Here is a 16,224-nt window from a genome sequence, read left to right as displayed (position 1 = left end):
CTATTCATCGCCAGTCATCCCCCGGCGGGTTTATGAGCTCTGGCCAAGCATGCGGCGATCCCGTAGTGTCTTGGGCCCCCATCCGTGCCAGTGGCAACCGGCCTGCGGTGCAAAGGACAAGAGAAGCTCACTTCCCTTTTTGTGACCTGATTCAGCCGCCAGGAGCGCTTCATGCCTGATTATCGTTCCAAGACCTCCACCCACGGCCGCAACATGGCCGGCGCCCGTGCCCTGTGGCGCGCAACCGGGATGAAGGACGAAGATTTCAAGAAACCGATCATCGCCATCGCCAACTCGTTCACCCAGTTCGTCCCAGGTCATGTGCACCTGAAGGACCTGGGCCAACTGGTTGCCCGCGAGATCGAACGCGCCGGTGGCGTGGCCAAGGAATTCAACACCATCGCGGTCGACGACGGCATCGCCATGGGCCATGACGGCATGCTCTATTCCCTGCCGAGCCGCGAGATCATCGCCGACGCCGTCGAGTACATGGTCAACGCCCACTGCGCCGACGCCATCGTCTGCATCTCCAACTGCGACAAGATCACCCCCGGCATGCTGATGGCCGCCCTGCGCCTGAACATCCCGGTGATCTTCGTTTCCGGCGGCCCGATGGAAGCCGGCAAGACCAAGCTTGCCAGCCACGGCCTGGACCTGGTCGACGCCATGGTCATCGCCGCCGACTCCACGGCCTCCGACGAGAAGGTTGCCGAGTACGAGCGCAGCGCCTGCCCGACCTGCGGTTCCTGCTCCGGCATGTTCACCGCCAACTCGATGAACTGCCTGACCGAAGCCCTGGGCCTGGCCCTGCCGGGCAACGGTTCGACCCTGGCGACCCACGCCGACCGCGAGCAGTTGTTCCTCACCGCTGGCCGCACCATCGTCGAGCTGTGCAAGCGCTACTACGGCGACAACGATGAGTCGGTGCTGCCGCGCAGCATCGCCAACTTCAAGGCGTTCGAGAACGCCATGATGCTCGACATCGCCATGGGCGGTTCGACCAACACCATCCTGCACCTGCTGGCCGCCGCCCAGGAAGGCGAGGTCGACTTCGACCTGCGCGACATCGATCGCCTGTCGCGCAAGGTACCGCAGCTGTGCAAGGTGGCGCCGAACATCCAGAAGTACCACATGGAGGACGTCCACCGCGCCGGTGGCATCTTCAGCATCCTCGGCTCGCTGGCCCGTGGTGGCCTGCTGCACACCGACCTGCCGACCGTGCACAGCCGCAGCATGGAAGAAGCCATCGCCAAGTGGGACATCACCCAGACCGATGACGAAGCGGTGCACACCTTCTTCAAGGCCGGCCCGGCCGGTATCCCGACCCAGACCGCGTTCAGCCAGTCGACCCGTTGGGAAACCCTCGACGACGACCGCGAGAACGGCTGCATCCGTAGTTTCGAGCACGCCTACTCGCAAGAAGGCGGCCTGGCTGTGCTGTACGGCAACATCGCCCTCGACGGTTGCGTGGTGAAGACCGCCGGTGTCGACGAGTCGATCCACGTGTTCGAAGGCAACGCGAAGATCTTCGAAAGCCAGGACAGCGCCGTGCGCGGCATCCTCGCCGATGAAGTGAAGGCCGGCGATATCGTCATCATCCGTTACGAAGGCCCGAAAGGCGGCCCGGGCATGCAAGAGATGCTCTACCCGACTTCGTACCTGAAATCCAAGGGCCTGGGTAAAGCCTGCGCCCTGCTCACCGACGGTCGCTTCTCGGGCGGTACCTCGGGCCTGTCGATCGGCCACGCCTCGCCGGAAGCCGCCGCTGGCGGCGCCATCGGCCTGGTGCGCGACGGCGACAAGGTGCTGATCGACATCCCTAACCGTTCGATCAACCTGCAGGTCAGCGATGAAGAGCTGGCTGCGCGCCGTGTGGAGCAGGACAAGAAGGGCTGGAAGCCGGTCGAAGTGCGCCCGCGCAAGGTCACTACTGCGCTGAAGGCTTACGCGTTGCTGGCGACCAGTGCCGACAAGGGTGCTGTGCGTAACAAGGCGATGCTGGAAGGGCTGTGAGGCCTTGACGGTGTGAAACAAGAACCGGCGCCCTGAGCGCCGGTTTTTTTATGCCTGTACCGGCCCTATCGCCGGCAAGCCGGCTCCCACAGGGGACAGCGCAGCTCTCAAGCACTGTGGTGTCCTTGTGGGAGCCGGCTTGCCGGCGATAGGGCCATTACAGACACCCTGGAAAGCTACTGAATCTGCTCCGGCGTCACGATCACCCAGTTCTTGTCCGCCGTCACCGGCAACCCCTCCTTGGCCTGCGCCGCCGCCTGCTTGGCGATCATCCCGTTCAGCTGGTCCATGTACTTGGCCTTGCGATTTATCCACAGATGGATGCCGCCCTTGTCCACATCCACCCCATGGAACTGCATGTAGCCATCACTGGTCGGCGTATCTCCACCGACCAACACCGGTTTCTTCCATTCATCGATATAGGTGAGGATCGCCGCTTGCTTGCCGGCCATCCAGGTCGCGGGTGTCCACAGGTAGGGCGTCAGTTCCAGGCCGTCGTTGGCCTTGGCATCGTATTTACCCTCGGTGATCTGCTTGCGCGCCGTGGTCAGTTGGCCGCTGGCACGGTCCTTGAGCAGCAGGCTGACGCCAATCACATTCTCGGGTTTCACGTTGTAGCCGTACTTGGGGTCCGAGGCGACCATCCGCACCAGCTCCTCCGAGGCCGCCGAGATCACGTAGACCTCGATGCCGTTCTCCATCAGCTTGTTGTACAGCTCGGCCTGGCCGGTGAAGACCTTGGGCGGCTGTACCTCGATGGTCTTGACCTGATCGCCCTCGAAATAAGTGCTTGGGACCGGCTTGCCCGAGGCCATCAGCTCATCGACCTGGGCCTTCAGTTCCTTGAGGGTGAAGCCGGAGAACACCTGGGCCACCCACGGGTAGCAGACCATGTCGTCGACTTCGCACAGGCGATAGTAGTAGCTGAACAGGCTTTCCTTGTGCGTAGCGGTGTCCTTGAACGGCATCAGCTTGAGCGAGGGGTCGAGCTTGTCACGGGTCAGCAGCCCCTTGTTCTCCATGAACGGCAGTAGCGCTTCTTCGAGGTCAAAACGGTAGCTGGTGTTGTCCATGTCGAATACCGCGTAGTTACCTTTGTTGGCATTGGCGGCAATCATGGCATCGAGCTGTCTGGCCGCTTCCGCCGGCCAGTGCTTGAGCTCGGTGGCGAAGGTTTCGACGCTGAACAACAGGGACAAACCGATGGCCAAGGCTTTCGGAGCGAACTTCATGTGCGGATCTCCTGAAATAATCCCGGAAAACTAGTCCAGGAATGCCTGCCCGGCGCCCCTCATAACGACCTTTGTGCAGCCGTAAACGCCGTGTTTATTGCTATTTGCGACAAACCGTTATTCCATTAGCGACTAAGCAAATTACTTTTGGGTATAAATTCGTTTGTTTTCAGGCTGTTAGCATTTCCGTTCGCAATCGCTCACAGAGGCGATGCCTCTTCTGCTTTTTCCTGGAGCTTCAATGAACCTGCCGTTGTCTCTCAACCTGCTGGCGTTCCTGGCCTTGCTGCTGGGCCTGGCGCAAACCCGCCGTACCGACTGGAGCCTGGCCAAGAAGGTCTTGCTCGGCCTGGTGCTGGGCGTGGTGTTCGGCCTGGTGCTGCACACGATCTACGGTGCTGGCCATCCGGTACTGAAAGCCACCATCGCTTGGCTCGATCTGGTCGGCAATGGCTACGTCGGCCTGCTGCAGATGATCGTCATGCCGCTGATCTTCGCCTCGATCCTCAGCGCCGTGGCCCGCCTGCACAACGCCTCGTCGCTGGGCCGCATCAGCGTGCTGAGCATCGGCACGCTGCTGCTGACCACCGCCATCGCCGCGCTGATCGGCGTGGCCTTGACCAACCTGTTCGGCCTGAGCGCCGAAGGGCTGGTGGCCGGCGTACAGGAGAGCGCACGCCTGCAGGCCATCCACAGTGACTATGCCGGCAAGGTCGCCGACCTCAACATCCCGCAGTTGCTGCTGTCGTTCGTCCCCAGCAACCCGGTGGGCGACCTGGCACGGGCCAAGCCGACCTCGATCATCAGCGTGGTGATCTTCGCCGTGTTCGTTGGCCTCGCCGCGCTGCAACTGATCAAGGACGACGCCGACAAAGGCGGGCGGGCGCTGTCGGCCATCGACACCCTGCAAGCCTGGGTGATGCGCCTGGTACGCCTGGTGATGAAACTCACCCCCTACGGTGTGCTGGCGCTGATGACCAAAGTGGTGGCCAGCTCCAACCTGGACGACATCCTCAAACTGGGCAGCTTCGTAGTGGTGTCGTACATCGGCCTGGGCCTGATGTTCGTGGTGCACGGCATCATCCTCGCCGTCACCGGCGTCAGCCCGCTGCGCTTCTTCCGCAAGGTCTGGCCGGTGCTGACCTTCGCCTTCACCAGCCGCTCCAGCGCAGCCAGCATCCCGCTGAACATCGAGGCGCAGACACGCCGGCTGGGTGTGCCGCAATCGATCGCCAGCTTCAGTGCTTCGTTCGGTGCGACCATCGGCCAGAACGGCTGTGCCGGCCTGTACCCGGCCATGTTGGCGGTGATGGTGGCGCCGGCGGTGGGTATCGATACCTTCGACCCGCTGTGGATCGCGACCCTGGTGGCGATCGTCACCTTGAGTTCGGCCGGTGTCGCGGGTGTAGGTGGCGGGGCCACCTTCGCTGCGCTGATCGTGCTGCCGGCCATGGGCTTGCCGGTTGAACTGGTGGCGCTGCTGATTTCGGTGGAGCCGCTGATCGACATGGGGCGCACGGCGTTGAACGTGAATGGGTCGATGACGGCGGGTGTGGTGACTAGCCAGCTGTTGAAAGAGACCGACAAGGATGTGCTGGCCGGTGACGAGCATGCCGAGTTGAGCCATAGCTGAAATCGCCGAGGGCGCTGCGCGCCCTTTTCGCGACACAAGGCCGCTCCTACAATACCCAGCCCCTGTAGGAGCGGCCTTGTGTCGCGAAAGGGCTGCAAAGCAGCCCCCGCTCCCTCAAACCTTGTCCCACACCTCGAAGTGATAGGCAGGCTTGTCCACCTCGACCTGCGCCTCGCTCGAAACCCGCCGCCACTGCCCCTGATCGAACTCAGGGAACCAGGCATCCCCTTCCGGCGCCAGTTCCACGCGCGTCAGGTACATGCGGCTGACCAAGCCCTTCTTCAGCGCCTGTGCATACAGCTGCGCACCACCAATCAGCATCAACTCGTCAACGCCCTGCTCCCGCGCCCACTGCTCGGCACGCACCAGCGCCGTCTCCAGCGAAGCGAACACCTCGGCACCCGCCAGTTGCAGCCCCGGTTGGCGGCTGACCACGATATTCAACCGCCCCGGCAGTGGCCGGCCCAGCGAATCCCAGGTCTTGCGACCCATGATGATCGGCTTGCCCAGGGTCGTGGCCTTGAAGTACTTGAAATCCCCCGGCAAGTGCCAGGGCATGGAGTTGTCGATGCCGATCACGCGGTTCTCGGCATGCGCCGCGATCAGGCTCAGAGGAAGTGATGTATTCATGCCCGCGAGGATAGCACCCGGCGTGTGGGTTATGCTTCTGCCCTGAACCGTGCAATGGAAGACCTTGTGACTGCACTGACTCCCCTGGACAAACGCTGGCTCACCGAAGCGGTGCGCCTGCGCGAGGAACACGCCGGCCTCCTGGAGGACCAGGAAGCCAACCGCCGCGCCCGCCAGCTGGGCGGCGACCTGGCGGCGCGTATCGAAGCCCGCGCATTGTTCCTCGCCGAACGTGACGGCATCAGCAGCGCCTTGCGCCACTGGAAGCAAGGCGCACGCCTGGCGCTGCTGGCGCTGATGGTAATGGCCGTACTCAGCGGCGCCGGCCTGGCCTTTGCCGCTCTGGGTGACGGGCAACGCCCGGTCAACGTGTTCTGGGCCCTGGGCAGCCTGCTCGGGGTGAACCTGTTGATGCTGCTCGGCTGGGTCGCTGGGCTGGCCATGAGCAGCGAACAGGGCGCCAGCCTGGGTCGCCTGTGGTTATGGCTGAGCGAACGCTTCGCCCGCGACGCCAAGGCTGCGCACCTGGCGCCAGCGCTACTGGTGCTGCTGCAACGCCAGCGCTTGAATCGCTGGCTGCTGGGTGCGCTGGTACACGGCCTGTGGCTGCTGGCGATGCTCAGCGCGCTGGTGCTGCTACTGGCCTTGCTCGCCACCCGGCGCTATGGCTTCGTCTGGGAAACCACCCTGCTCGCCGCCGAGCCCTTCATTCAACTGACCCGGGCCCTTGGTGCCCTGCCCTCGCTGCTCGGTTTCGCCGTACCCGACGAGGCGATGATCCGCGCCAGCGGCGACACCTTGCCGGCGCTGGACCTCGCCCGCCAGGCGTGGGCCAGCTGGCTGCTCGGCGTGGTCGTGGTCTATGGCCTGCTGCCTCGCCTGCTTCTGTTCGGCCTGTGCCTGTGGCGTTGGCGCCAGGGCCGCCAGCGCCTGACCCTGGACCTGAGCCTGCCGGGCTACGCGCAACTGCGCGAATCCTTGATGCCGCGCAGTGAACGCATTGGCGTGCAGGACGCCGCGCCCGAGGCATTGCCGCAATTCCAGGCCGGCCAAATGGACACCGACAACAGTGGTGCCTTGCTGGTGGGCCTGGAACTGGACGAGCAACATCCCTGGCCACCCGCCTTGCCCCATTCAGTGACCAACGCCGGCGTGCTCGACAGCCGCGAGTCGCGCAACAAACTGCTCGAACAACTCAGCCGCTTCCCCCCCGCGCGCCTGGCGATCGCCTGCGACCCCCGCCGCTCGCCCGACCGCGGCAGCCTGGCGTTGCTCGCGGAGCTGGCACGCAACGCTGGCGCCACCCGCATCTGGTTGCTCCAGCCAGCACCGGGCGAGGCCCTGGATGCCGAACGCCTGGGAGACTGGCACGAGGCGTTGGACCGCCTTGGCCTGCCCCATGCCGACACCTCGCCGCTGACCTGGCTGGAGCATGGCCATGACTGAGCCGCTGAAACTGGCCGTGGTCGGCCACACCAACGTCGGCAAGACCTCGCTGCTGCGCACCCTGACCCGCGACGTGGGCTTCGGCGAGGTGTCCCATCGGCCCAGCACCACGCGCCACGTGGAGGGCGCACGCCTGTCGGTGGACGGCGAGCCGCTGCTGGAGCTCTACGACACACCCGGGCTGGAAGACGCCATTGCCCTGCTCGACTACCTGGAGCGTCTGGAACGACCGGGTGAGCGCCTGGATGGTCCGGCCCGCCTCGAACGCTTTCTGCAAGGCAGCGAAGCGCGCCAGCGTTTCGAGCAGGAGGCCAAGGTGCTGCGCCAGCTGCTGGCGAGCAATGCCGGGCTGTACGTGATCGACGCGCGCGAGCCGGTGCTGGCCAAGTACCGTGACGAGCTGGAAGTGTTGGCCAGTTGCGGCAAGCCGCTGCTGCCGGTGCTCAACTTCGTCGCCAGCAGCCAGCACCGCGAGCCGCAGTGGCGCGAAGCCCTGGCACGCCTTGGCCTGCATGCGCTGGTGCGCTTCGACAGCGTGGCGCCGCCGGAAGATGGCGAACGCCGCCTGTATGAAAGCCTCGCCCTGCTGCTGGAAGAGGCTCGCCCGGCGCTGCAACGGCTGATCGACGACCAGCAAGCGCAACGCCTGGCACGCCAGCGCAGCGGCAAGCGCCTGATCGCCGAACTGCTGCTCGACTGCGCCGCCTGCCGGCGCAGCGTCACGGCCGAGCCGGCTGCCGAAGCCAAGGCCATCGAGGGGCTGCGCCAGGAAGTACGTCAACGCGAGCAACGCTGTGTCGAGGCGTTGCTCAAGCTCTATGCGTTCCGCCGCGAGGATGCCAATGCTGGCGACCTGCCACTGCTGGACGGGCGCTGGGGCGATGACTTGTTCAACCCCGAAACCCTGAAGCTGCTGGGCGTGCGCCTGGGCAGCGGGGTGGCAGCCGGGGCGGCGGCTGGCGCGGGTGTCGACCTGCTGGTCGGTGGCCTGACCCTCGGTGCCGCCGCACTGGCCGGCGCCATCGCCGGTGGGGCGCTGCAAACCGCGCGCAACTATGGTTCGAGGTTGATGGGCAAGCTCAAGGGCCAGCGCGAGTTGACCGTGGACGACAACGTGCTGCGCCTGCTCGCCTTGCGCCAGCAGCAGTTGATGGTGGCGCTGGAAAATCGTGGGCATGCGGCACAAGACAGCATTCGCCTGGGGCCACTGGATGAGAAGGCCTGGCGCGAGGGCAAGCTGCCCGAGGCCTTGAGCAAGGCCCGGGCGCACCCGCAGTGGTCGACCCTCAACCCCGGGGCGCGGGTGAATCAGGCGGAGCGGCAGGAGCAATTGGAGGCGCTGGTTCTGCAGATTTGAAGTTGGCTGTGCCGGCCTCATCGCGGCTAAAGCCGCTCCTACAGGGTCTGCGCAACTCTTGTAGGAGCGGCTTCAGCCGCGATGAGGCCAGCACAGACACCCAACAACTCAGAGCAGAGCCAACGCCTTGCCCTTCAGCACCGCCAGATCGATCACCGGCACGCCCACCTCCTTGGCCTGCTCATCCCACTCGCGCATCCGCAAACTCACCTTGAACAGCGGCCCCTGTTCGAACGCATCCGCCTCGGCCTCCGTCATCACCCCGCCCTGATACTCCAGGGTCCGCCGGCTGGCCTCGCTCAGCCGTGCGTAATACCCCGGCTGACGCAACGTCAGGTAACGCTTGGCCTCCACGTGATACTGCACCAGCAGCGCCATGCGCTCGCTGAACCCACAGCGACGCAGGTATTGGGCACCGATGCGTTCATGGCTGACCACGCCATAACCGCCCATGTCCCCCTCGCCGCCACACAGGTGGCCGATATCGTGGAAGAACGCGGCCAGCACCACTTCATCGTCGAAGCCTTCTTCCATGGCCAGTTGCGCGGCCTGGGACATATGTTCGAGCTGGGTGATGGCTTCGCCGATGTAGTCGTCGCTGCCGTGGCGTTCATAGAGGGCGAAGGTGTTGTCGATGACCTGGTCGGGGGTGAGCATCGATTGGATTTCCTCAGGTGAAATTTAAGGTGCCTGTCAGTCCCTATCGCCGGCAAGCCGGCTCCCACTGGGATAGCGTAGGCCAACGCTGTTCCTGTGGGAGCCGGCTTGCCGACGATACTGACAGGCCTCGCAGCGCTTACTGCTGCGCCACTTTCTCCGACTTGCCGTCATAGCGCTTACGCCACTCGGTCAGAATCTCGTCACGATTTTTCGAAGCCCAGGCAAAGTCGTTCTTGATCAGGCGCTGCTCGTAGTCAGCCGGCAACTCCGTCTGCGGCTTGGCGATGCCGGGTGCTGCGAGTACGGCGAAGTTCTCTTTGTACAACTCCATGGCTGCGGGGCTTGCCGAGAAGTCGGCCAGGCGCTTGGCCGCCTCGGCGTTCGGCGAGCCCTTGATCACGGCAGTGGCCTCGATCTCCCAGCCCAGGCCTTCCTTCGGCAAAACGATCTCCAGCGGCGCACCCTGGCGCTTGAGCTGCACCGCCGGGTACTCGAACGAAATACCGATCGGGAACTCGCCGGCCGCCGCCAGCTTGCAGGGCTTGGAACCCGAATGGACGTACTGCCCGATGTTCTGGTGCAGGGCGTCCATGTAAGCCCAGCCCTGGGGTTCGCCAAAGGTCTGCAACCAGGCGCTCACATCGAGGAAACCGGTGCCGGACGAGGCCGGGTTGGGCATGACGATCTTGCCCTTGTACTCCGGCTTGGTCAGGTCCTGCCAGCTCACCGGCTTGCTCAGGCCCTGCTTCTCGGCCTCGATGGTGTTGAAGCAGATAGTCGCGGCCCACACGTCCATGCCGACCCAGGCAGGCGGGTTGGCAGCGTCACGGTAGTTGGCGGAAATCTTGCCCAAGTCCTTCGGTGCATAGGCTTCGAGCATGCCGTTCTGGTCGAGGATGGCCAGGCTGGAAGCGGCCAGGCCCCAGACCGCATCGGCCTGCGGGCGCTCTTTTTCGGCCAGCAGCTTGGCGGTGATGATGCCGGTGGAATCCCGCACCCATTTGATCTCGATATCAGGGTTGGCCTTTTCGAACGCCTGCTTGTAGCTCTTGAGCTGCTCGGCTTCCAGGGCGGTGTACACGGTCAGCTGGGTGCCGGCGGCCGAGGCCTGCAGGCTGAAAACGGCGGATACGGCAGCGGCAAGTGCAAGGGGCTTGAACATGATGCGTTTCCTATCAGTGTGGGCAGTCGGTCAATGGCCGGCAGCGCGCTGGCGCCAGGCCTGGGAGCGGCGCAACAGGCCGCGTGAAGCGGCGGCCAGCAGCAAGGAGGCGGCGGCGCTGGTCAGCAGGATCAGGGTGGACATGGCTGCAGCGCCGCCAACGTTGCCGGCATCGTCCATGTTCAGCACGGCGACAGCGGCGAGGATTGTGTCGGGGCTGTACAGGAAGATGGCCGCCGAGACGGTGGTCATCGCCGAGACGAACAGGTAGCGGATGATGTCCAGCAGCGCCGGCAGGCAGATGGGCACGGTGACCCGCACGAAGTGCTTGTACAGCGGCGCCTTGAGCGATAGCGCAGCCGCCTCGAACTCGCCATCGAGCTGGCGCAGCGCGGTGGTCGCGGTCATCTGCGCGGTGGTCAGGTAATGGGCGATGGTGCACACCACCAGCAGCGCCATGCTGCCGTAGAACACATGCAGCGGGTTGCCGGTGAGGTTGAAGAAGAAGACATAGCCCAGGCCCAGCACCAGCCCTGGCACCGCCATGGGGATGAAGCTGAGCAGACGCAGTGCCTGGTTGAGCAGGCGCTGGCCTTGGGTCTTCTCCATCAGGTAGGCACCCGTGAAGATCACCAGGCTGCCGATCAGCGCGGTGGCGATGGCCATGGTCACGCTGTTGCGGTAGGCCAGCCAGCCGCCGCCCGCCGTGTCTTCGAACATGTAGTGCTTGAACGACAAGGTCAGGTTGTAGGGCCAGAAGGTGACCAGCGACGAGTACACCGCCATGCCGATCACCGTCAGCAGCGCCGCGCACACCAGCAGCACGATGGCCAGGAAGCAGGCATCGCGGCCTCGCGACGACTTGGGCTCGAACACCTGGGCACGGCCGCTCATGGCATCGCCCTGGCGCCGGCGCAACCAGGCATCGACGGCAAAGCTCAGCAGCGCAGGCACCAGCAGTACCATGCCGATCAACGCACCACGGCCGAACTGCTGCTGCCCCACCACCGCCTTGTACGCTTCCAGTGCCAATACCTGATAGTCGCCTCCGACCACGACTGGCACGCCGAAGTCGGTGATGGTCAGGGTGAACACCAGGCAGAACGCGGCGAACACGGCCTGGCGCGTGGCCGGCCAGGTAATGCTGCGAAACGCTCGCCAAGGCCCGGCGCCCATGCTTGAGGCCGCATCGAACAGCCGCCCATCGGCCAGCGACAGGGCCGAGAGCAGGATCATCAGCGCATGGGGGAAGGTGTAGATGGCCTCGCCCAGGACAATGCCCCAGAAGCCGTAGATGTTGTCGTGCAGCAGCCCGCGCAGCAGGCCCTGGTTGCCGAACAGGTAGACCAGAGCGATGGCCGGCAGCATCGACGGCGCCAGCAACGGCAGCAGCGAGATGCCCCGCCACAGGCCCTTGCCCGGGATCAGCGTGCGCTGCAGGGCATAGGCGAACAGGTAGGCCAACGGCACCACGATGGCAGCGACGCTGAAGGCCACGCTGAGGCTGTTGCCGAGCAGCCAGTGGAAGTTGTCGCTGGCGAACAGCTCACGGGCCGCGAGCAGGCCACCACCCTGGCCGGCCTCACCACTGAATCCGCGCCAGAAGATCGCCAGCAGCGGCATCAGCACCGCCAAAAGAAGCAGGAACAGCAGCAGGCTCTTGCCACCGACGACGAACAGGCGATCACCCAGGGCGACATCACTGCGCGATGCGCGCTTGGCCTCGGAGAGCGGCAGGGACATTGGCGCGGCCATCTCAGGCAAACACCTGCAGGCTCTGTGGCGGCAGCGCCACCCAGATGTCCTGCGAGCCCAGGCGCGGCATGGCTTCTGGCGCCAGCTCGGCGAGCAGGGCGTGGCCCGGCAAGGCCTGCAGTTCGAAACTCATGCGGCAGCGGTTGCCGAGGAAGGTGATCTCGCGCACTTTCGCCGGGAACAGGTTTTCCTCGTGCACGACCGGGTTGACCGTGATCGCCTCCGGGCGGCAGAACAGCCGGCCACTGCTGGCCCGTGGCGCGCCGGCGGCCAGGCGCATGTTCATGGCGCCGACCTGGGCGTGGCTGTCGCCATTGCGCTGGAACGGCAGCCAGTTGCCCTGGCCGACGAATTCGGCCACGAACGGCGTGGCCGGCTGGTCGTAGATTTCCTGCGGGGTGGCGTACTGCTCGACCTGGCCGTTGTTCATCACGGCGATGCGGTCGGCCATGAGCATGGCTTCATCCTGGTTGTGGGTCACCATCAGCGTGGTGATGCCCAGCTGGCGTTGCAGCTGGCGCAGCTCGGTGCACAGGTGCTCTCGCACACGGGCATCGAGCGCCGACATCGGCTCATCCAACAGCAACAGCGACGGCGCCGGGGCCAGCGCACGGGCCAAGGCCACACGCTGCTGCTGGCCGCCGGAGAGTTGGCCGGGGTATTTCTTTTCGCTGCCGGCCAGGCCCACCAGTTCAAGCATCTCGGCCACGCGCTGGCGGCTCTGTTCACGGCTGCTGCCGGTCAGGCCATAGGCGATGTTGGCTTCGACGGTGAGGTTGGGGAACAGCGCGTAGGACTGGAACAGGATGCCGTAGTCACGGGCCTGGGGCGGCAGCTCGGAGATATCGCGCTCGCCGATGTACAGCGTGCCACGGTCCTGGCGTTCGAGGCCGGCGATGCAGCGCAGCAGGGTGGTCTTGCCGCAGCCAGAAGGGCCGAGCAGGCACACCAACTCGCCGGCGGCGATGTCCAGGCAGACATCGTTCAGCGCGGTGAAGGCGCCGAAACGCTTGTGGATACCGCGCACTTTCATTTGTGCGCCTGGGGTGGCGTGGTTCATGGCAAGGCCTCATCGAAGAGATGGGGCCATGCTAGGAAGGCTGTGCGAAGGTTCTGTGGCTTTAGGGCAAAAGCGGGTGATAGTGGTATAGGCAGATTTTGTATTGGCCTTGCCGGCGATAGGGCCGGTACGGCCACCACAGAACTGTCAGAACTGCGAACCAGACACTTCCTGCGCCACCCCAAGAAATGCCGCCGGCAACCGCGCCTGGCGCCGCTCCTTCAAGCAATACAGGTATTCATGCATCACCGGCGCATTCTCCAGCGTCAGCACCCGCAGTTCGGAGTTGTGCGGCACCTCATGCCGGGCAATCACACTGATGCCGATATTGCGCAACACCGCCTCGCGGATCGACTCGCGGCTGCCGATCTCCAGCAAGGCCCCAGCCTTCACACCGGCCTCCTGCAGCATCTGCTCGGTCAGCTTGCGGGTGGTCGAACCCTTTTCCCGCATCAGCAGGCAATGCCCTGCCACCACGTCGATGGACACCGCCTGGCGGTGCGCCAGCGGGTGATTGCGGTGCACCGCCACCACCAGCGGGTCGGTGCCCAGCACCCGCCGCACCAGGCGGGCATCTTCGAGCAGCTGAGACGAGGCGGCGATATCGACACGGTAGTCTTCAAGCATCTCCAGCACCTGCTGGGAGTTGCCGATCTCCACCGCCACTTCCACCTGCGGCAGGCGCTCGCGGAAGATCTTCACTAGATCGAGGACGTAGTACGGCGCGGTAGCAGCGATACGCAGACTGCCCTGGGCATGGCCGCTGTTGCGCAGCTCGAACTCGATGTCGGCCTCCTGCTGCAGCAGTGCCTTGACCATCGGCAACAGGCGCACGCCTTCTTCGCTCAGCACCAGGCGCCGGCCGCCACGGTAGAACAGCTCGACGGCGTACTGGCTCTCCAGGTTGCGAATCTGGGTGGTCACCGTGGGCTGGCTGAGCCCGAGCTTCTTGGCCGCCAGGGTGATGCTGCCCAGGCGGGCCACCATGTAGAAGGCTTTGAGCTCGGCACTCAGCATTGCAGGACCTCTGTTGCGCGCAGCCTGCGCTACTTGCGCAACAGCCGCAGACCGTTGAATACCACCAGCAGACTCACGCCCATGTCAGCGAACACCGCCATCCACAGGGTCGCCATGCCGGCAAAGGTGATCGCCAGGAACAGCGCCTTGATGCCCAACGCCAGAACGATGTTCTGCGTCAGGATCGCCGCACTTTGGCGCGACAGCCTGACGAACGCCGGGATTTTGCGCAAGTCGTCATCCATCAGCGCCACGTCGGCCGTTTCGATCGCGGTGTCGGTCCCGGCAGCGGCCATGGCAAAGCCGATTTCGGCGCGGGCCAGGGCCGGCGCGTCGTTGATGCCATCACCGACCATGCCGACGCGGTGGCCCTGTGCATACAGCTGCTCGATAGTGGCCAGCTTGTCGGCGGGCAGCAGGTTGCCTTCGGCACGGTCGATGCCGACCTGGGCGGCGATGGCCTCGGCGGTGTGGGGATTGTCGCCAGTGAGCATGACAGTCTTGATACCCAGCGCGTGCAATTCGGCGATGGCCTGGCGGCTGCTGTCCTTGACCGTGTCGGCCACGGCGAACAGCGCCAGCGGACCGGAACGGTCGAGCAGCAGCACCACGGTCTTGCCCTGGCGCTCCAGCACATCGAGCTGCGCTTCGAGCTCGGGTGAGCACAGGCCAAGCTCTTCGACCAGGCGGTGATTACCCAGGTGATAGGTTTCGCCGTCGATATCACCGCGCACGCCTCGGCCGGCCAGGGCGGCAAACGCGCTCACTTCGTTCAGCGGCAGGTTCTGCGCCTTGGCGAACTGGGCAATGGCGCCCGACACCGGGTGGTCGGAGCGTGCGGCCAGGCTTGCCGCCAGGGCCTGGGCACGGCCTTCGAACAACGGCTCCAGCACCTTGGTGTCGGTTTGCACCGGCTTGCCGTGGGTGATGGTGCCGGTCTTGTCCAGGGCCAGGTAATCGAGCTTGCGGCCGCCTTCCAGGTAGACGCCGCCCTTGATCAGGATACCCTTGCGCGCCGCGGCGGCCAGACCGCTGACGATGGTCACCGGGGTCGAGATCACCAGTGCGCAAGGGCAAGCCACTACCAGCAGCACAAGGGCGCGATAGATCCAGTCGAACCAGGCGCCGGCCATGAACAGCGGGGGAATGATCGCCACGGCCAGGGCCAGCGCGAACACCACCGGGGTGTAGATGCGCGAAAAGGTATCGACGAAGCGTTGGGTGGGCGCCCGCGCGCCTTGGGCCTCCTCGACGGCTTTGATGATGCGCGCCAGGGTGGATTGCCCGGCGCCGGCCGTCACCCGGTACTCCAGGGCGCCGGCCTGGTTGATGGTGCCGGCGAACAGTTTGTCGCCAACGGCCTTCTCGACAGGCAGGCTTTCGCCGGTGATCGGCGCCTGATCGACGCTGGATTGCCCACTGACCACCTCGCCATCGAGGCCGATGCGTTCACCCGGACGGACCCGCACGCGAGTACCGATGGCGACGTCGCGCACCTCCACGTCCTGCCATTGGCCATCCGCCTGCTGCACCGTGGCCATGTCTGGGGTCAGCTGCATCAGGCCGCCGATGGCATTGCGCGCACGGTCGAGGGAGCGCGCTTCGATCAGTTCCGCGAGGGTGAACAGCACCATGACCATGGCCGCTTCCGGCCACTGGCCGATCAGCACCGCGCCGGTCACGGCAATGCTCATCAGCGCGTTGATGTTGAGGTTGCGGTTCTTCAGGGCAATCCAGCCCTTCTTGTAGGTACCCAGGCCGCAACCGAGGATCGCCACCAGCGCCAGCGCGGCGACCAGCCATTCGGGTGCCAGCGCGCTGAAGTGCACGACCTCCGCCGCGACTGCGGCAAAGCCGGACAACGCCAAGGGCCACCAACGGGTCTTGCTCGGCTCGGCAGCCTTGTCCACGTCCTGCGCAGTCAAGGGCTCGGCCTTCATGCCGAGGCTTTCGATGGCCCGCTCGATCTCGAGGGTGCCCGCGAAGGTATGGTGCACGCCCAGCACGCGGTTGATCAGGTTGAACTCCAGCTGCTCGATGCCGGCCAGCTTGCCGAGCTTGTCCTGGATCAGGGTCTGCTCGGTGGGGCAGTCCATGGCTTGAATGCGAAAGCGGCTGAGTTGAGCCTTGCCACTGGCCTTTTCGGTCAGTTGCACCAGGGCGGGCGCGGCTTTGGAGCCGCAGCAGCTGTGGGCGTGGTCATGCGCGTGCTTGTGTTCGTGGCTGACAGGCTGGTTCATGGGGTCATCCTTAATGTGC

The 16,224-nt window shown here is 65.0% G+C and carries 12 protein-coding genes; 4 read left to right on the top strand and 8 right to left on the bottom strand.

Annotation, left to right across the window (positions count from 1 at the left end):
• The first annotated feature begins 171 nt into the window (after positions 1-171).
• On the top strand, positions 172-2,013 hold the full coding sequence (gene ilvD / locus ACIPZG_RS18270) for a dihydroxy-acid dehydratase (RefSeq protein ID WP_008095814.1): 1,842 nt from the start codon (positions 172-174) through the stop codon (positions 2,011-2,013).
• 176 nt (positions 2,014-2,189) lie between these two features.
• Here the strand turns inward: ilvD and ACIPZG_RS18265 are convergent, their stop codons facing one another.
• Entirely contained in the window at positions 2,190-3,245 is a 1,056-nt protein-coding gene (locus tag ACIPZG_RS18265; protein ID WP_400715904.1) for a haloacid dehalogenase-like hydrolase, read from the bottom strand.
• A 241-nt stretch (positions 3,246-3,486) separates the two neighbouring features.
• Between ACIPZG_RS18265 and ACIPZG_RS18260 the strand changes: the two genes are divergently transcribed.
• A complete protein-coding gene (locus tag ACIPZG_RS18260) occupies positions 3,487-4,878 on the top strand; it encodes an L-cystine transporter (protein WP_400715902.1) in 1,392 nt (463 codons plus the stop codon).
• A 114-nt stretch (positions 4,879-4,992) separates the two neighbouring features.
• On the opposite strand, the gene ACIPZG_RS18255 is transcribed toward ACIPZG_RS18260, so the two are convergent.
• Positions 4,993-5,508: a dihydrofolate reductase gene (locus ACIPZG_RS18255; RefSeq protein WP_400715900.1), complete on the bottom strand. Its 516-nt coding sequence runs from the start codon at positions 5,506-5,508 to the stop codon at positions 4,993-4,995.
• A gap of 54 nt (positions 5,509-5,562) precedes the next feature.
• Here ACIPZG_RS18255 and ACIPZG_RS18250 point away from each other — a divergent pair, with 54 nt between their 5' ends.
• Both ACIPZG_RS18250 and ACIPZG_RS18245 read left to right on the top strand, forming a co-directional pair.
• Complete coding sequence (locus ACIPZG_RS18250) at positions 5,563-6,954, top strand: DUF2868 domain-containing protein (protein ID WP_400715898.1); 1,392 nt, start codon at positions 5,563-5,565, stop codon at positions 6,952-6,954.
• Positions 6,947-8,311, top strand: coding sequence for a GTPase/DUF3482 domain-containing protein (locus ACIPZG_RS18245; RefSeq protein ID WP_400715896.1), 1,365 nt, complete (start codon positions 6,947-6,949; stop codon positions 8,309-8,311). Before ACIPZG_RS18250 ends, ACIPZG_RS18245 begins: the two co-directional genes overlap by 8 nt.
• A gap of 108 nt (positions 8,312-8,419) precedes the next feature.
• Here ACIPZG_RS18245 and ACIPZG_RS18240 read toward each other — a convergent pair whose 3' ends face one another.
• The 6 genes from ACIPZG_RS18240 to ACIPZG_RS18215 all read right to left on the bottom strand — a co-directional run bounded on the left by ACIPZG_RS18240 (position 8,420) and on the right by ACIPZG_RS18215 (position 16,205).
• Positions 8,420-8,968, bottom strand: a complete 549-nt coding sequence (locus ACIPZG_RS18240) for a phosphonate degradation HD-domain oxygenase (RefSeq protein WP_400715894.1) — start codon at positions 8,966-8,968, stop codon at positions 8,420-8,422.
• 139 nt (positions 8,969-9,107) lie between these two features.
• Positions 9,108-10,133, bottom strand: a complete 1,026-nt coding sequence (locus ACIPZG_RS18235; RefSeq protein WP_400715892.1) for a putative 2-aminoethylphosphonate ABC transporter substrate-binding protein — start codon at positions 10,131-10,133, stop codon at positions 9,108-9,110.
• 30 nt (positions 10,134-10,163) lie between these two features.
• Positions 10,164-11,888 (bottom strand): putative 2-aminoethylphosphonate ABC transporter permease subunit, encoded by a 1,725-nt coding sequence (locus ACIPZG_RS18230; RefSeq protein WP_400715890.1) that lies wholly within the window; start codon positions 11,886-11,888, stop codon positions 10,164-10,166.
• A gap of 1 nt (position 11,889) precedes the next feature.
• Positions 11,890-12,948 (bottom strand): putative 2-aminoethylphosphonate ABC transporter ATP-binding protein, encoded by a 1,059-nt coding sequence (locus tag ACIPZG_RS18225; protein WP_400715888.1) that lies wholly within the window; start codon positions 12,946-12,948, stop codon positions 11,890-11,892.
• A gap of 147 nt (positions 12,949-13,095) precedes the next feature.
• A complete protein-coding gene (locus tag ACIPZG_RS18220) occupies positions 13,096-13,965 on the bottom strand; it encodes a LysR family transcriptional regulator (RefSeq protein WP_400715886.1) in 870 nt (289 codons plus the stop codon).
• A 29-nt stretch (positions 13,966-13,994) separates the two neighbouring features.
• The gene (locus ACIPZG_RS18215) at positions 13,995-16,205 is read right to left on the bottom strand and encodes a heavy metal translocating P-type ATPase (RefSeq protein ID WP_400715884.1); all 2,211 of its coding nucleotides are present in this window, start codon (positions 16,203-16,205) and stop codon (positions 13,995-13,997) included.
• Between the last annotated feature and the right edge of the window lie 19 nt (positions 16,206-16,224).

The sequence above is a fragment of the Pseudomonas sp. NPDC089395 genome, assembly GCF_044749525.1.
GTDB lineage: Bacteria > Pseudomonadota > Gammaproteobacteria > Pseudomonadales > Pseudomonadaceae > Aquipseudomonas.
This window is presented reverse-complemented; position numbering and strand designations above follow the sequence as displayed.